The sequence below is a fragment of the Petroclostridium sp. X23 genome, assembly GCF_030013905.1.
Classification (GTDB): Bacteria; Bacillota; Clostridia; order SK-Y3; family SK-Y3; genus X23.
Genome location: NZ_CP124862.1, coordinates 1,233,603 through 1,252,274, shown reverse-complemented (window position 1 = coordinate 1,252,274; position 18,672 = coordinate 1,233,603). Strand labels below are relative to the sequence as shown.

The 18,672-nt window shown below is 36.5% G+C and carries 11 protein-coding genes; 10 read left to right on the top strand and 1 reads right to left on the bottom strand.

What is annotated here, in order from left to right:
- Positions 1-237: 237 nt before the first annotated feature.
- Genes QKW49_RS06160 through QKW49_RS06150 form a run of 3 tightly spaced genes read left to right on the top strand, consistent with a single transcriptional unit; the run spans position 238 to position 6,302 of the window.
- A complete protein-coding gene (locus QKW49_RS06160) occupies positions 238-1,512 on the top strand; it encodes a hybrid sensor histidine kinase/response regulator (RefSeq protein WP_282866677.1) in 1,275 nt (424 codons plus the stop codon).
- 44 nt (positions 1,513-1,556) lie between these two features.
- On the top strand, positions 1,557-5,099 hold the full coding sequence (locus tag QKW49_RS06155) for a response regulator (protein WP_282866676.1): 3,543 nt from the start codon (positions 1,557-1,559) through the stop codon (positions 5,097-5,099).
- Between the two features lie 54 nt (positions 5,100-5,153).
- Entirely contained in the window at positions 5,154-6,302 is a 1,149-nt protein-coding gene (locus tag QKW49_RS06150; protein WP_282866675.1) for a protein-glutamate O-methyltransferase CheR, read from the top strand.
- A gap of 193 nt (positions 6,303-6,495) precedes the next feature.
- Here QKW49_RS06150 and cooS read toward each other — a convergent pair whose 3' ends face one another.
- A complete protein-coding gene (cooS, locus tag QKW49_RS06145) occupies positions 6,496-8,628 on the bottom strand; it encodes an anaerobic carbon-monoxide dehydrogenase catalytic subunit (RefSeq protein ID WP_282866674.1) in 2,133 nt (710 codons plus the stop codon).
- A gap of 249 nt (positions 8,629-8,877) precedes the next feature.
- Between cooS and QKW49_RS06140 the strand changes: the two genes are divergently transcribed.
- From QKW49_RS06140 to QKW49_RS06110, 7 genes are all read left to right on the top strand, one after another.
- Positions 8,878-10,158, top strand: a complete 1,281-nt coding sequence (locus QKW49_RS06140; protein WP_282866673.1) for a glycosyl hydrolase family 18 protein — start codon at positions 8,878-8,880, stop codon at positions 10,156-10,158.
- A 200-nt stretch (positions 10,159-10,358) separates the two neighbouring features.
- Complete coding sequence (gene asnS / locus QKW49_RS06135; protein ID WP_282866672.1) at positions 10,359-11,753, top strand: asparagine--tRNA ligase; 1,395 nt, start codon at positions 10,359-10,361, stop codon at positions 11,751-11,753.
- A gap of 234 nt (positions 11,754-11,987) precedes the next feature.
- Positions 11,988-13,679, top strand: a complete 1,692-nt coding sequence (locus tag QKW49_RS06130) for an MASE3 domain-containing protein (RefSeq protein ID WP_282866671.1) — start codon at positions 11,988-11,990, stop codon at positions 13,677-13,679.
- A gap of 244 nt (positions 13,680-13,923) precedes the next feature.
- Positions 13,924-14,793 carry a carbon-nitrogen hydrolase family protein gene (locus QKW49_RS06125; protein ID WP_282866670.1) on the top strand — a complete coding sequence of 290 codons (870 nt, stop codon included), beginning with the start codon at positions 13,924-13,926 and terminating at the stop codon, positions 14,791-14,793.
- Positions 14,777-15,838, top strand: a complete 1,062-nt coding sequence (locus QKW49_RS06120) for a nitrilase-related carbon-nitrogen hydrolase (RefSeq protein WP_282866669.1) — start codon at positions 14,777-14,779, stop codon at positions 15,836-15,838. The genes QKW49_RS06125 and QKW49_RS06120 overlap by 17 nt, the downstream gene beginning before the upstream one ends.
- A gap of 103 nt (positions 15,839-15,941) precedes the next feature.
- Positions 15,942-17,054, top strand: coding sequence for a glycosyltransferase (locus QKW49_RS06115; protein ID WP_282866668.1), 1,113 nt, complete (start codon positions 15,942-15,944; stop codon positions 17,052-17,054).
- 201 nt (positions 17,055-17,255) lie between these two features.
- A complete protein-coding gene (locus QKW49_RS06110) occupies positions 17,256-18,605 on the top strand; it encodes a CCA tRNA nucleotidyltransferase (RefSeq protein ID WP_282866667.1) in 1,350 nt (449 codons plus the stop codon).
- The last annotated feature ends 67 nt before the right edge of the window (positions 18,606-18,672 follow it).

Sequence of the window (18,672 nt, the reverse complement as noted above, 5' to 3'; positions counted from 1 at the left end):
TGTAGATCAAAAAAACGGGATCATCAAAGTAAGTTTTGATCAATAGAGCAATATGAGACTTTCATATTATGTAATAATTATACACAATTTAGTAGAAATTAATAAAAAAAAGAGCGATAATTGTTTGACAATTGGGGATTTTAGGATAAAATAGTATATAAGATAAATTTTTGAAAATAACATCGATTAATAGCTGAAATTTGTCGAAAACATATAATTGTAATGGAGGAGTGGATCATGGAGAAGACTTCATCTTATACCATATTAATTGTTGATGATAATAACAATAATTTATTCTCGTTACGGATATTAATCGAACAATATATTAATGCGGATGTTATTGAAGCAAATAGTGGAGATAAGGCACTAAAGGTACTTCTTAAACACTCTGTAGATTTAATTATATTGGATGTACATATGGATGAAATGGATGGATTTGAACTGGCGGCAATCTTAAAAAGAAGAAAGAAGACAAGAGATATCCCTATTGTTTTTTTAACTGCATCTTACATAAGTGAAGAATTTAAAAGAAGAGGATTTGAAATTGGTGCAGTAGATTACCTTACTAAACCCATAGATGAATACCAATTAATCAATAGAATAAATGTATATCTTAAACTTATCGAAAAAGAACGGAATATGAATCTTCTTCTGGAAAAGAAAGTACGTCAGCAAACCGAAGAGTTACGAAAAGCCAAAGAAGAAGCTGAAGCGGCGAATGAGGCAAAAAGTATGTTTCTAGCTAATTTATCGCATGAGCTTAGAACACCTCTAAATGTATTGTTAAGTACTACTCAGTTAATGAATATATATATCCAAAACGATGATACTCCTCATAAAGAAAAATATTTAAAAAGAATAAAAGTACAGATGCAGAACTGCTATAGGCTTCAGCGTCTTATTAATAATTTGCTTGATATTACTCATATCGATGTCGGCCATTATACTTTGAACAGGACTGTGTGCAACATCGTACAGGTGATTGAGACACTTACATTATCCGTAAAAGAATTTATAGAGAAAAAAGGTATTATGGTTTTTTTTCGTTCAGATGTACCGCAAAAAATGGTTAATTGTGATATCAGTGCCATTGAACGGATTATTTTAAATTTATTATCTAATGCGATAAAAGTTACTTTAGATGGCGGAACGATAGAAGTTAATATACAAGAGCTGGATGGAGCAGTTCATATATCGGTAAAGAATGACGGGCCCTGTATAAGAGAAGATAATCTAAGCGCTATTTTTGAAAAATTCAAACAGACAGACCATTTATTTACCAGAAATTATGAAGGAGCGGGAATAGGGTTATGGCTGGTCAAATCTCTTGTAGAGATGCATGATGGACAGGTTTTTGTGAAGACAAGCGAAAAAAAAGGTACGGAATTTATAGTTGAGCTGCCGGATAACTTGCAAACACATCAAAAGAATGTGGATAGTTATTTAGTATACAATGCAGAACCGGATATCCTTAAAAAAGTACAGGTGGAGTTATCTGATATTTGTTTGTAGATGAATAGCAGGGATGGAATTTACCATGATTAGAGGGGAAAGAAATGCGGTTTTTAAATAATATAAGTATTAAAAATAGATTACTGGGCATATTTTCAATATTTATGATGATGTTCATAGCGTTTGCTGCATTTGAGATATTACAAATGCAGCAAATGGTGCGTTTAGCGCAAAATATGCACGATAATTATTTAAAGGTATCCAACGCTGCAATTGAAGCGAGAGTACAGATTTTTAAAACTGAAGCAAAAATGAGAGAAATCATATTAACCGAGAACCTGTCCGAAGTACAGAGACTGGTAGAAGAAGTGACTTATCAAAACCAGATATTGGATGGACGACTTGATATTGTACGAAGGAATACCAAAGAGAAAGAAATAACTCAATTAGGAAAAGAAATTGACAAGATACTCGTACAATGGAGAGAGAATCAACAAGATATTATAATGTTGGCTATACAAGGAAACCATCAACAAGCGCAAGAGGCTTTTGAAGTAAAAAACACATTGTTTGTCCAGCAGCTTGAGAATAAACTAGAGCAAATTGATGATACAATTATTAAGCGTACCAGCGAAATTATAGACCAAACTAACGAGGTACAGAAATTTCAAAAAAATACGCAGATTTTTTGGATGATCTTTTTTTGCCTCATATCTTTGGGGATATTTGTATTTATCATACGCAGCATCATAAGTCCAATTAGTTTTCTGAGAAAAATAATGTATAGCAGTGTCAATACAGGCATATTAGCTGAAGCCGACTTGGAGGGCGAAAATGAAATCACTAATATGGCAGGACATTACAATACATTAATTAAAAAATTGAAACAGCAGTTCTGGATAAAGGACAATCAAAATCTTCTTAATGAAGAGCTTTGGGGAGACCTCGATTTAAAAGACCTTGCCCAAAAAACCATTAATCTTCTTTCAAGAATTATGGAGGCAGGGAATGGAGTCTTTTATATTTATGACCCTGAAGAGAAAGTTTTAAAGTTGCAAGCGACATTTGCTTCTAATGAAGCAAATCAACTTTTAAACTGCTGTAAGCTTGGGGAGGGAATTATCGGACAAGTTGCAGTGGATAAAAGGCCTATCCATCTTAAAAATATTAAAAAGTCCCAATCAACGATTGTAACAGGAACTTCCAAGGAAGCACCCCTAAATATCTATGCATTTCCATTAGTATATGAGGATGAACTATATGGTGTGATTGAGCTGTCTTCTTTTGAAGTGTTTGACCAATTAAAACAAGAATATATGGCAGAGGCAAGCAGAGTAATATCAATCAACCTATATTCTGCCCTTCAAAATCAGCAGATTAAAGAACTGTTTGAAATTACCGAGCAAGCACATAGAGAAGCACAAGAGAGTGCACAAGAGCTGCAGAAAGCAAATGAAGTGCTTGAAGAACAACAGAAACTCCTTCATCAGCAAACATTAGAGCTTCAACAGACAAATGCGGAGTTAGAAGAACAGCAGCAGCAGCTCCAACAGCAGAGTGAAGAAATGCAGCAAACCAACACGTATTTAGAAGAACAACAGCAAATGCTTGCAGAACAGTCCAGAATGCTTAGTAAAAAGAATCAAGAATTGGAGCAGTCTAAAGAGGAACTGCATCATCGTACCATAGAATTAGAGCGAGCCAATAAATACAAATCGGAATTTCTGGCCAATATGTCTCATGAGCTGCGTACACCACTGAATTCTATCATACTACTATCTAAACTAATGTTTAGAAATGAGCATAAAGCATTAGGCGAAAAAGAATTGGAAAAAATCAATGTAATATACAACGCCGGACAGGAACTTCTTCGTCTGATTAATGACATTCTTGACCTTTCAAAGATTGAAGCCGGTAAAATGGATTTGAATATATCCAGGTTCCATTCCAATGAATTGGTATTAGAGATGCAGCAGTTATTCCATTTGGCAGCAGAAGAAAAAGGCATAAATTTTGAGGTGGAGGATTCGATAAATGCTGCATTAGTAGGAGATCGAGAGAAAATTTCTCAGATTTTACGTAATTTCCTTTCGAATGCAATCAAGTTTACTGAGGAAGGTTCGGTTACACTTCAAGTGACACGGGACCTGAAAAAAGAAAATGGGATCATTTTTTCAGTTGCAGATACAGGTATAGGGATACCGGAAGAAAAATTGTTTACCATCTTTAAAGAGTTTAAGCAGGGGGATGGTTCTATATCAAGAAAGTATGGTGGAACAGGTTTAGGGCTTTCAATATCTAACAAATTGGCAGCAATAATGGATGGTAAAATTACTGTAGTTACTAAAGAGGGAAAAGGCAGCATTTTCTCACTGCATTTAAGCAATATTGCCATTAATGATATGATGGAAATACTATATGAAGAAACTGCGGCAGCGCATGAAGGTTTAAATGATGATGAACAAGGTATTGAGCGTATAGGGCAATCAAAGAAGAACATTCTCATTATTGAAGACGATACGGATTTTGCAAAATATATAAAAAAAATAAATGATGGCATGGGATTAAATACATTCCTTGCACCTACCGGAAAAATAGGATTAGAGTTTGTGCGGAATTATAAAATAGATGGAATTTTACTTGATCTGATGCTTCCGGATATAAGCGGCATGGAAGTGCTAAGAGAGATAAAAAATAATGTAGAGTTAAGAAGAATACCTGTACATATCATTTCCGCGAAAAATAAAGATATCAAAGCGCAAAAATTGGGAGCCATAGGGTTTTATCAGAAGCCTATTGATGCAAATGATGTTGCCAGAATCATTTCTGAGATGATCGCTTTCTCGGAAAAGAGTCCTAAAAACTTACTGATTATTGAAGATGATGAGATTCAGCGTAATGCGATGAAAGAATTAATTGGGAATGGAGACATACAAATCGTTTGTGTGGATAGCGTTGAGAAGTCCAAAACAGAACTTTCTAAAAGAATATATGATGCCGTAATATTGGATTTACAGTTAAGGGATGAAGATGGAATGGATATATGTAAGTTCATTGATGAGCAGAATATAAAAATTCCTATTATCATTTATACCGCGAGTGAATTAACCGGTGATATGGAAAAGCAACTAAACAAATATACTGATAGCATTATTATTAAAACAGCTAATTCGGATGAACGGCTGTTGGATGAAGTAACCCTTTTCTTGCATAAAGTAAGAAAAAAGAATAGACAGTATGTGCATTCTTCAGCAAATGAGAAAAATACTTTAAACTTACAAGGAAAGAAGATTTTAATTGCTGATGATGATGCAAGAAATATATTTGTGTTGGCATCTACACTTGAGAATTATGGAGCTGAAATCATTGAGGCGGAAAACGGTAAAGTTGCATTGAAAAAGCTTGAAGAAAATAAAATCGATTTGATTTTAACGGATATTATGATGCCGGTGATGGACGGTTATGAGATGATAAAGTCAATCCGGGATAATGAAAAACTAAAGAATATTCCTATTATAGCAGTAACAGCAAAAACCTTGAAAGGAGATAAGGAAAAATGCATTGCGGTAGGAGCAAGTGATTATATTTCCAAACCCATAGATTATAATGTGTTAATTCGTCTGGTGAAGGCTTGGATAGATAAATAGACCGGATTTTTGACTTGAGATTGATTTGAGAAATGGAGTTTTATGAGATAGGTTATGGGAAATATTAATGTTCATCGTGAGAATAATAGAATAAAGCATGTTTTTGTTTCTGGAGATTTATATAACATCGAAGATGAACAGTATTTCATTTTTGTGCTTAAACAAAAAGATGATATGGAACTGCATGTGACTTTTTCAGATGCCGGTATACTGAGTAAAAATATAGTCAATATATTAATGTCAATGCAGAAATATAAGAAAATCAAGATATTTGTAGTTAAAAGGTTTCTATTTTCATATCTAAGCAAGCTGGATATCCAATGTCAATATATTAGAGAAAAGACTGTGTATACAGGGGTGACATCCGATTATAAACCAGCGTACAAAGAAAAAATAAAAGAAGAAGATGTCAAAGATTTTTTGAATGAACTATTCCTTAAATATGGGTATGACTATACTCAATACCAAATGGAAAGTATCATCAGGAGAATCAAGCTGTCTATGTTAAATAAGAGCATTGGAAGATTTGTCGATTTTCGTAGATTGATACTGGAAAATGAGGAACAATTTGGACAGCTATTATTGGACTTTTCAATCAATACTACAGAATTTTTTAGAGACCCTGAAAGCTATAGAAGAATTAGTGAAAAGGTACTTCCGTATTTAAATTCTTTTACGCATATAAAGATATGGTGTGCAGGATGTTCTAGCGGGCAGGAGCCATATTCAATGGCAATGATGCTGGACGAGCTCGGAATGTTGGGGAAAACACAAATTTATGCCACTGACATCAATCCTTTGGTAATCAAGGAAGCGAAAAATGGGTTGTATCCGATGGATGATGTGGATAATTGCATTATCAATTATCGAAAAGCCGGAGGAATGAAAAGTTTTATGAACTATTTTACAATGACAGGAAAATATCTGATGATTAGGGAAGACTTGAAAAAGAATATATTGTTCTTTGAACACAGTCTATGCCAGCAAGGTATATTGAATGAATTTCATCTAATACTATGTAGAAATGTATTGATTTATTTCAATAATAGTCTGCAGCAAAAGGTGCTGGAAGTTTTTTGGAATTCTTTGGAACGAAATGGTTTTTTAGTATTAGGTAAGAGTGAAGGAATAACCCATAACAACGGGTACATGTATTTTGATAAATATAAAGACATTGATAAAATATTTAAAAGAAAGCCATGATCAACTGGCTATATAAAAACTTGGGATTTGAATGCCATGATCTATTAAAAGGATATTTGTAGGGGCGGACGACCCTGTCCGCCCCTACAAGAACTCGCAAGATATAAGTTGTAAGTTTATAATTTTCAATTTGATCATCTATAAGTGAGGAGACAGAAAACTCCCCACTTTCCATTACTCTATTATCATTTATCTAGTTCAATCCTAACTCCTTACGTTTCTTTTCAATATGGTCCACATAAATTTGAATGGTTTTTTCAGCATCCATTTCTACAACTACTTTTCCTAGTCCAAGTGTTTCAGTTGTTTCGGTAAGTGTTTTTACCACAACATCACTGCCGGTAATGGAAGGTACGGGTGCGACATGCACCAGCCATCCAAGAGCAACAGCGGTACATGCGTCAGCGACTGCTTTCTGCTCCAGATATTCAGGTGCTCCGATGACAAGAGGAAGCATATTGGTATCCACATCTAGCTCATCGGCAATTTCTTTTGCCGTATGCGTCATTTTTCCTATATCTACGCATGCGCCATAGGTCAATACAGGAGGAATGCCCAATTGCTTGCATACCGCTTTTAATCCTTCGCCTGCTTCATCTGCAGCTTTAGGGTTTGTAAGTCCCGTGTATTCCATAACAGCAGAGGTACATCCGCCCGATAGCACCAATATATTATTTTTGATTAGTCCCTGAGTAATGCGGAAGATATTGCTGCCGCCTTGACCATAACGGGCAGTAGTACAGCCAACAATGGTAGCGATGCCTCTGATGTTTCCGTTTGCGATTTGTTCAATGAGGGGCTTGAAGCTTCCACCTAATGCCTTTTTAACCGATTCGGTACTAAAACCTACCATACAATCTGATGTATGCGGCGGAATATATTTTTTCTCACTAGTACCTTTTCTTTTATTAAAAGATTCAATCGCTTTATCAAGTGCCTTCACGGCCTGTTCTTTCATTTTTTCAGGAACAAAGTCCAAAGTTTCAGTACCTTGAAGTTTTATTACAGGATGCGTACTCAATAGTTTTGTGCCAAAACGTTTTGCGAAAAGCGGCATGGTTGGAACAGTACAGTTATAATCAAACATAAACAGGTCTACGACGCCGGTTGCCAGCAGATATTCCTGCGACAGCCATTCGCCTTCCTGGCCGCCATATCCCTTTTGATTATGCATTCCCTCATAGTTGATCAATTGCTGTCCTTCACATACGTGTCCCAATATTTGAATGCCCTCGGCTCCTGCTGCTTTGGCTTTTTGCTGCCATTCATCGGTAGAAGCCAAATCGATGGCAACATGGGCAAGAAGAGGCATATGACCGTTGGTGACAATATTGATCATATTTTCTTTCAACAGTCCCATATTTTGCTTTTTCATAGCGATTTCCTGCGTACCCATTAGTATTTCCTGGATAATATCCAATAAGAATAATCCTTGATATTCGTTAGCAATACCAAGACGTACACTGGTTAGTAAAAATGCTACAGGGTCGGAAGTAAAGTTGGTCATGCACATGGTTTGTGCATAAGCGACCTCGCTGTAGCCGCCGCCGGGAAATAGCCCTAAATTTCTCCACAATTCCTTACGTTTTGCCGGAGCAAAAGCTTCCACTGTTTTTGATGGAATATGGAAGGGACTGTGAATATCAGACATTACCCAGTCGGCAAATTCTACAGCCAGTTGATTAATTGGTTTATTCGCATCCAGCCCTGCCATATCTGCGTATTTTTTCAATTTTTCCGGATCTCTTATTTTTAATCCGCTTTCCGGATGCTCACCCGCTGCTTTTAATGTTCTTGCAGCCTGATGGCAATGGAATATATTCGCAGAAGTACCGATGGTAACATGCCGATATACAAAATTTCTGGCAACCATGGTATGTGCGTCTACACCACAGGTCCCTCTGGGAACCTTGGAGCTTATACGGCATGGACCATTTGCGCAAAGCTGGCAGGACAACCCTTCAATACAGAATTTGCACTGAATAGGCTGTTGTTGGCTGAAACGGTCAAAAACATTGGTCATGCCTGCATTATGTACAACCTGGTACATTTCCCGCATTGCCGGGTCGATGATAACATTAAGAGGGTATCCTTCCTTGGACTGATCGTCTTTTTGCATATGTTCTCTCTGCCACTGATGAACCTGCTCCATGGAAGGAGATTTTTCGATATCATCATAATTCACATGAACGGTTTCATGAAGATCTTCATGAAGTGTCGGATCATTTGTATCATCTCTGGTAAGGGCAGATGCGAAAGTCTTATTGTCTCCCCGCATTCTCTCAGCACTTCTGTTATAGGAATTCTTGATATCTTGATCTGACATATAAAATCCTCCTTTAAACTTGAATTTCGAACATCTTTAGTATGCCAAAAAATTTTAGGAAACATACCCGTAGTTTAAATGCTCATGTAATAGATATCTATCAAAATGATAATAATAAAAAGTAACAATAAGAAGTTTAAATTAAACATTCACAAAAGGTAGAAAAGCGGCAAAGTTAACACCGACACCTTTTTTGTATACTCGCATATATTGGAATATAAGAGTATATTTTTGAAAGGTGTGAGGTTGTTGATTATTCATGTTGTAAGACCGGGCGAAAGTGTGTATAATATTGCAAGATTGTATAGAGTACAACCTTCAAAGATTATCGCTGATAACGAACTTGCCAATCCAAATCAACTTGTGGTAGGGCAGACATTGGTAATTCTTGAAGGCACCCGACAGCATAGGGTGGCTCCAGGTCAATCACTCTATGCGATTGCAAGAGATTATGGTGTAACGGTACAAGCGTTATTGGCGGCTAACCCGCAGATTACCAGTCCGGCACAGATCTATCCGGGACAGGTGATTACCATACCCCCACGGACTCAAAAATTGGGTACCATAGAGGTAAATGGGTATGCATTTCCCAATATTGATAGGGAAGTATTAAGGAAAACACTGCCGAATCTTACCTATTTAAGCATATTCAGTTATGAGGTGAAGCCTGACGGAAGCTTAAACACCATTGACGACACGCCGCTTATTCAAGCAGCCAGAGCTGCGAATGTTGCGCCGTTGATGGTAATAACAAACCTTGAAGAGGGCGGAGGTTTTAACAGCGATATTGCTCAAGCAATCCTGACTAATAATGAAGCACAAGAGACATTGATAAATAATGTCATCGAAATTTTAAGAACAAAGAACTATTTTGGATTGGATATCGATTTTGAGTATATCTATCCGGAGAATAGGGAAGATTACAATAATTTTTTAAGAAAAGTTGTACAGAGGCTCCGGCCATTAGGGTACACAATCAGTACGGCGCTGGCACCAAAGATTTCCGCCGGCCAAACCGGTCTGCTATATGAGGCGCATGATTATCCTGTACATGGTGCTCTGGTAGATCATGTCATACTCATGACTTATGAATGGGGATATACCGCCGGTCCGCCGCTGGCAGTAGCACCTATTAATGAGGTGCGTAAAGTATTAAACTATGCGGTAACCGCTATACCTTCTGAAAAGATCCTGATGGGAATACCCAATTACGGTTATGATTGGACGCTTCCATTTGTACGGGGCACGCAGGCAAGAACCCTGTCCAATACGGGAGCGGTGGATCAGGCAGCAAGAGTAAGCGCCGCAATCCAATATGATCCGGTTGCTCAGGCGCCATTCTATAATTATTATGATGCTGCTGGAAAGCAGCATGTCGTGTGGTTTGAAGATGCAAGAAGTATAGAAGCCAAGTTGAGGCTGGTGAATGAATATAACCTTGGGGGAGTAAGTTATTGGACAATAGGACGATATTTCCCGCAGAATTGGTTGGTACTGAATTCATTGTATGATGTTGCAAAGGTATTATAATTTAATAGTGAATAGTGGGGGGTGAGGAGAATATAAAAAAAACTCCCCACTCCCCACTATTCACTCCCCACTCAAAAATGATATAATATGTTCTGGGAAAAGCGTATTTTTAGTTTTAACGGCAAAAATAAAGCAAACATATATTTAACATCACAATTAGCATCATAGACCGCATATATATTCATGAAGGAGGAATTGCTGTGGAGAGACAAACAATCAAAGATTTGTATAAAAATACGAAAGACTTTTTTAATAGGTCCGTAGAGGTTTCCGGATGGGTAAGAACCATTCGAGTATCCAAAGCCTTTGGATTTATTGAGATCAATGATGGATCTTTTTTTAAAAACCTTCAAATTGTATTTGAAAAAGATCAGATTGATAATTTCAAAGAAATATCAAAACAAAATGTTGGGGCTTCCATAACAGTAATAGGTGAGTTGGTAGAGACCCCACAAGCAAAGCAGCCATTTGAGGTGAAAGCGGTAAGAATCGAAATTGAAGGCACCTCTTTACCCGAATATCCGCTGCAGAAAAAAAGGCATTCTTTTGAGTATATGAGAACCATTGCTCATTTAAGACCCCGTACAAACACTTTTTCAGCTGTTTTTCGAGTCAGGTCTATCTTAGCATATGCAATACATAAGTTTTTTCAGGAGCGAGGCTTTGTATATGTCCATACACCTATAATTACAGGGAGTGATGCGGAGGGAGCCGGTTCCATGTTTAGGGTATCTACTTTGGATTTTAATGATACCCCAAGAGATGAGGAAGAAAATATTGATTACTCTCAGGATTTCTTTGGAAAACAAACCAATTTAACGGTTAGCGGGCAGTTAGAGGGCGAGACGTATTGCATGGCTTTTGGAAATATATATACATTTGGTCCGACTTTTAGAGCGGAAAATTCCAACACAGCAAGACACGCGGCTGAATTCTGGATGATTGAACCTGAGATTGCGTTTGCCGAATTAAAAGATGATATGAAGCTGGCAGAAGAAATGATGAAGTATATCATTCAGTATGTAATGGAAAATGCGCCGGAAGAAATGGAGTTTTTCAATAATTTTGTTGATAAGGGGCTTTTTGAAAGATTGAACAATGTTGTTAATTCTGAATTTGGCCAAGTTACATATACTGAAGCGGTAGATTTATTGAAAAAGCATGCCGGTGAGTTTGAATATCCGGTAGAATGGGGATGCGACTTGCAGACCGAGCATGAAAGATATTTAACAGAAAAAATATTCAAAAAACCGGTTTTTGTTACAGATTATCCTAAAGATATTAAAGCGTTCTATATGAGAATGAATGATGATAATAAGACTGTAGCAGCCATGGATTTACTTGTACCCGGTGTTGGCGAAATCATTGGCGGAAGTCAAAGAGAAGAACGGCTGGATTATCTGGAAAAAAGGATGCAAGAAATGGGACTCAATAAAGAGGATTATTGGTGGTATCTGGATTTGAGAAAATACGGAGGTACAAAACACGCCGGATACGGATTGGGATTTGAAAGAGCGATCATGTATATTACCGGAATGTCCAATATCAGAGATGTGATTTCATTCCCTCGAACTGTCAATTATGCTGAATTCTGATTTATATAGTTTTATAAATAACATGTAATACAAGCCTCATTATTTGAGGCTTTTTCTTTATTTATCTATATATTTGATAAATATAAAACTTGAATAGAATACGTAACAGTAATATAATAATGATATTCAACTAAATAAATATGAATTATTATTTTCATAAGCATTTAAATATACTTATGTGAGATAGGCGGGGGTCGTGTTGGCAAAATCTTTAGACAATAAAGGGGAGCTTTTATGAAGTTGCAGGAGAAAATCACTCTTGTTCCGATGGACAAGTATTCTAATGATTACATATTAACTGCTATAAATTTCTTTTTTTCGTTTTGCTTATTTCATTTTGCCTATTTATTTCAAGATGATTTTCATCGGGTTATGGATATTGCTTCCTATTTAACCTGGCATAATATATTTGAGTTTACCGGCATTTTAGTTTCCTATGCCGTGTTTGTAGTTGCCTACTATACATATGGTCAAACACAGAACTTGCGATCTGTTTTTTTGGGCAGCGTCTTTTTTACAGTAGGTATGATTGACTTTTTTCATGCACTGAGTTACAAAGGCATGGCAGAATTTTTTATCGAGAATAATACCGCTAACAGAGCGACAACTTTTTGGATTATTTCAAGCTTAATCGGTTCAATAGGGTATGTCATAAGCAGCTTCATACCGATTGATAAAAAAACCGGTGTTCATAAAAACTTTTTCCTCATTTCGCCCATACTTATAAGTATTATTGTGTTAGTTGTATGTACATATTACCCTCAGCTGCTGCCACCTATGTATGTCGAAGGTGAAGGACTGACTATGATAAAAATTATCATGGAATATATTATATCATTTTTGTTACTTCTATCCGCTGTAAAGTTTATTTTTGAATATCAAAAAACCAAAGACAAGTTGATTTTGCTTCTGGCTAATGCGATTATATTCAGGATGTTCAGTGAACTGGCATTTACCGTTTATAATAGCGTTTACGATATCTATAATTATTTAGGTCATATATATAAATTTATTTCAATATTTATTATTTTCAGAATTATATTCATATATAATGTCCAAAAACCATATTTTGCACTGTCAAAGGCGCAAGAGGAATTAAAGAATTACGTAGAAAATCTTGATAATATCGTAGCTCAAAGAACGCAGCAATTAAAACAGATTAATAATAAACTGATAGAAGATTTAAATTATGCGAGAGATATACAAAGGGCCATCATGCCTGTCAGTTTTCCGCAGGAGCCGGAAGTATCTTTTGAGTCGAGGTACTATCCCGCTGAACGTGTGAGTGGAGACTTTTACAATATATTTAAATTAGATGACCAGCAAATCGGATTATATATCGGAGATGTTTCAGGTCATGGCGTTCCGGCGGCAATGTTAACAATTTTTCTAAATCAAAGCATTAAGCCTACAGACCAAATTGAGTATAATAAATATGTAGTTAATAGTCCTTCGGCTGTGTTAGATCACATTTATTCGTCATTTAATAGAACCAATTTTAGAGAAGATGTTTACATGGTAATGTTTTATGCTATTTACAATTTTAAGACCAGACAGCTTACTTATTCTTCAGCAGGACTGAATGTGGTACCGTTAGTGCTTCGTGCTTCAGGTAAGGCAGAAGAATTAAGAGCAACAGGGTTTCCAATATGTAAATTTGCAGAATTTTATTCTCCTGAATATCATGATCATGTATTGACGTTAGATAGAGGCGATAGGATATTGTTTTATACCGACGGTTTAGTGGAGGCCGAAGGAAAAGAAAAAAAGCGGTATTCGACCACTCGTCTTAAAAATCTTATTGAGAATAATCACAGCGAATCAATATATAGGCTTACAGAAATAATCAGTAATGATGTGTTCAGCTACATGGATGGCAAGCAATTAGAGGATGATGTGACTTATTTTATGATGCAGATAAACTAGCCGCGAATATTGCCATAGTCTATGAGGTTACGGTTTGAAAGCTTCCCAAAAATCAAATGGGGAGCTTTAGTTTTTTATAATTGGGCATACTTATATTGATGAACACATCGAGATTTATAATTTATCAAGTTATATCTGATGTGAAGTTGTGTAGGGGTGGACGACTCTGTCCACCCGCAAATGATTTTTTGGTTTAGGTTTTAAATATTTGTAATAGAATATAATTTTAAGAAGGACAGTTGCCATGAAAGTTGCCAGTATAGAATGGAAAGATAAAGTATTGTGCGAGATGTTCAAGCCGGTACATATATTAGAAAAAATAGAGGCCTATATTAAAATAGCTGCCGCCCAAGCTTGTGATATCATTGTTTTCCCCGCTTTCACAGGCTGCTATTATGAGCAGTTGAAGTATATCGGCATAAATCTTCAAAGGCTGAAAACCAAAGCGGTTCATAATGAGTATGTTGAATATATGAGACAGCTATCCGGAAAATATAAAATCGTAATATGCACGGGAAGTTATTGGGAGAAACATGATAGCTGTACCTATCATACGGCCGGCATTGTTAGAAATGGACAAGTGATATTGGAGCAACGGCAGATTTATCTTGCACGGTGGGAGAGGGAATTGGGGTTTGAACGAGGGATAGACATTCAGGTGATAGATATATATGGCTGGAAAATTGGAATAATACTGTCAACCGATGTATTCTATTCTCAGGTCGCCAGAATGATGGCGCTTGAAGGTGTGGATGTAGTATTGAGTCCGATAGGATTTGTGACGGATAGAGCCCCTGCTTTTCAACTAAGTGGAATGTGGCAGCAAGTACAGCAGAATCAATTTTTTGCCGTTGAAAGTGCATTCAATGGGAAGCTTGGAAATATGAATATATGGGGGGAGTCAATCATTCATGGGCCTTTAGACATTACAGAGCAGGGAAATGGAATGTGGGCGAAAAGTAACGGGAAAAAGATAATAATAACAGCACAGTTGGATAATGAGCAAAGGAGAAAAACAATTTCGCGGTATAACGTTTTGTCACAGCTGAATGTTGAATGCTATCAAAATATGAAAATATTTGAGGGGAAAAATACTGGTGAAAAATTTATTTAAATACCGGTATAACCGGAAACTGTCAATAGATAGAATTGAGAACTACTGCCAGAGCTTAAAAATGTCAAAAGTAAGATATTTCTCTGATGCAAAGCAGAATAATAATATCTTGATATCTTGTGTGCAAAGAAGAATAAAAGTTGTAAAAAATATTGAGCAGTATATAAACATCCTATATTATTTCGTGAAGCAAGCTGCTGAAAGGAAAAGCCACTTGGTGGTTTTTCCTGAATATAATTTTTTTGATGTACTTGGATTGATTCCAGGCTTTTCTGCGCTAAACAGCTATCTTAATAAAAAGCCTCAAGGTACAAATAAGGCGGTTGATCATAGTAATGAGAATAATATGGATAAAATTCTAATGGCTTTTTTTTATGGCACGGCTGAACCAATAGAAAGATGTCTTAAAAGAATCATTTCTATACTGGCAAGTGGTTTTGGGTTGTATATTTATTCCGGAAGTTATCTATTGGCGGAGAATGGGAAGCTTTACAATGCCGGTTCACTATATGGGCCGGATGGAGTTTGTATTGGGACCCAAAGAAAGGTTCATACTACGGATTTTGAAAAACTCATTGGTATTGAAAGAGATAATGTGTTTCAAGCACACGCACTGCCTTTTGGAAAGGTTGCCTTTCCGATATGTATGGATGCAACTTATTTTGAGACCTTTCACATTATTAGAAAAATGGGTGCGGATATGGTAATCCTTCCAATTGCGAATATGGAAGAATATGACCAATGGAAGGCGCTTAGAGGAATCTGGCCCAGGGTTCAAGAAACCTATGTGTATGGCCTAAAGGCTTCATTAACCGGATGGATTGCAGGAATGCATTTTACCGGAAAAGCAGGTATTTTCGCGCCTATCATGATGACGCCCAAAAAAGATGGAGTTATTGCTATTTCTCAGTATTATGAGGGGGACGAGCTAGTTACAAGCTCTTTGAATATTGAAAAACTTAGTGCAGCAAGAAATGAAGCACAGTACTTTGGAGATACCAATAGATGCTTTGAAAAAACAATATATGCAAATAGAGATAAATAGTAAGTATCAATATAAAAAACATTTGATTATCATCCTTAAGAGGTATAAAATATGAAAAGAGTAGAATATTTTAATGATGATTAACGGAAGGAAGTGCAAACCAATGAAGGTACTATTTCTTTCTGTAACGGCTGGGCAAGGACATCATTCAGCAGCTAAAGCTGTTATGGACTATTTAAAACAAAGAGACATAGAATGTACGATGCTTGATACTTTTGAGTATATAAATCCTATCTTAAGTGAATCTATCGCACGGGGATATCTGATTTCAACAAAATTGACCCCGGCAGTATATGGAAGATTATATCGATTAGCAGAGAAAAAGGAAAAAAGTGATGCGAAATTATCGATTTCAAAATTAACAAATTCTGTTCTTGCAAGAAAGCTGCTTACTTATATAAGAGAATATGATCCGGACGTAATAGTATGTACGCACATATTTTCCGCTCAGATCATCACACAGCTCAAAGAGAAAAAGCTGAAAGCAAAGACGATGGGAATTGTTACGGATTTTACCATACATCCTTTTTGGGAAGATACCGATCTGGATTACTATATTACTGCCAGTGAGTTGCTTAATTTACAGGCGGCGAAAAAAGGAATTCCTGCCGAGAAGATACGAGCAACAGGGATTCCGATACATATGAAATTTTCTCAGAAGTATTCCCAGTCTGAGGCTAGAAAGATTCTCGGTATTGAAGATAAAGATACGGTGTTTGTCATGAGCGGCAGCATGGGTTATGGAAATGTAATTAAAGGCATTCGGCAATTGGATAAACTTAATCTTGATTTTCAGATTATCTCGGTATGCGGTAATAATAAGTCACTAAAGAGAAAGATCGATGCTTTAAAAACCAGAAAAAAGATTTATAATTATGGGTATATTGATAATGTAGATATTATGATGGATGCTTGCACTTGTATTGTGACTAAGCCAGGGGGACTCACTGTATCAGAGAGTTTAGCCAAAGGGGTTCCAATGGTTTTAATCAATCCGATACCGGGACAGGAAGATAGGAACGTTGAATTTCTACTAAATAACGGGTTAGCTATGAAAACAAGCTCTACCTTTCCGATTGATGAAGCTGTCTTTCAATTGATGGTCAATAATTTAAAACTTGATAATTTAAAGAAAATGATTAATCATATGGGAAAACCTGGATCAGCTAGGAACCTTGGAGATTTTATTATAGAACTGGGACAGAACAACGCTTGAGATTATGAAGCAGGATTGTTCTTTACACATACGGCAAATTTCAGTAGTGGGGAGTGAGTAGTGGGTAGTGGGGAGAAGATAGGAAACTCCCCGTATTATCCGCTGTCCACTCCCCATGTCACATTTCTGAGCAAACATGTAACATACTCAGTGTGACTTATATAGAACCATATACAATTAAACTAAGGTGATGAATAAAAGATGGTTGATATAAATATTCCTGCGGAAGCAGCTTATATATTGGAAAAATTGAATGAGAATAGTTATGCAGCATATATTGTCGGAGGTTGTGTTCGAGATGCGATAAGGAATGAAAACCCAAAAGACTGGGATATTACTACCTCTGCAACACCGCAGCAAGTAAAAGAAATATTTGATAAAACCTACGATACCGGCATTAGACATGGGACTGTTACCGTGATGGTTGGCAATAGTGCATATGAAGTTACGACTTTTCGGATAGAAAAGTCATATCAAGATTACAGAAGGCCATCTCAAGTGATTTTTACTTCTGATCTATTAGAAGATTTGAAGAGACGGGATTTCACCATGAATGCAATCGCGTATCATCCCAAAGAAGGCCTTATTGATCCCTTTAACGGCAGAGGTGATATTCTTGCAAAACTGATCAGATGCGTCGGAAATGCCAACGAAAGATTTCAAGAAGATGCGTTAAGAATGTTAAGGGCGGTAAGATTTTCATGTCAGTTGGATTTCCAAATTGATACAACAAGTTTTGATGCAATTATTGAAAATAATGAGCTGATTGTAAAAGTAAGCATGGAACGCATTAGAGAAGAAATAAATAAGATGCTTTTATCGGATTTTCCATCTAATATTTTTGTTATGAAAGAGGCTGGGTTGATGGAATATATTTTGCCGGAACTGGATATATGTTTTGCAACATCGCAAAACCATCCGTACCATATATATAATGTGGGATCGCACATTCTAAAAGCTATAGAGAGTATTGAAAAGGACCCTATTCTAAAATGGGTGATGCTTCTCCATGATATAGGAAAAGCAATAACCAAAACAACAGACAGCAAGGGGATAGATCATTTCTACGGGCATGGTGAAAGAAGCGTGATTTTAGCGCAAAAAGCATTAAAACGATTAAAATTTGATAAAAAATCCATAGATAAAATTCTGCGTCTGATTAAGTGGCATGATCGACCCGTTGAGCCCACTCCAAAAGCTGTGCGCAAAGCGGTAAGGGCGATAGGTGAAGATATATTTATAGACTTTTTAAAGATAAAACAAGCAGATATGATGTCTCAAAACCCTGTTTTCTTAACAAAAAGAAGGAGTGAGCTGGAAAAAGTTTATAAAGTTTATCAGACTATAAAACAATCCAGGCAATGTCTAACTTTAAAGGATCTAGCGGTGAACGGAGATGACCTGCTTGCATTAGGTATTCAAAAGGGAAGGATGCTGGGTGTGATACTTGAAAAATTGTTGGATATTGTAATAGCAAATCCTGAAAAGAACCAAAAAGAGATACTGCTGGATATAGTAAAAAAACATGAATGGGAAGTAGGAAGTCGATAGTGGATCATGGGGGATGAAAATACTGAAAAATTCTTTGGTGGAATTTGCAGGAATTTTTCTTTTTTTG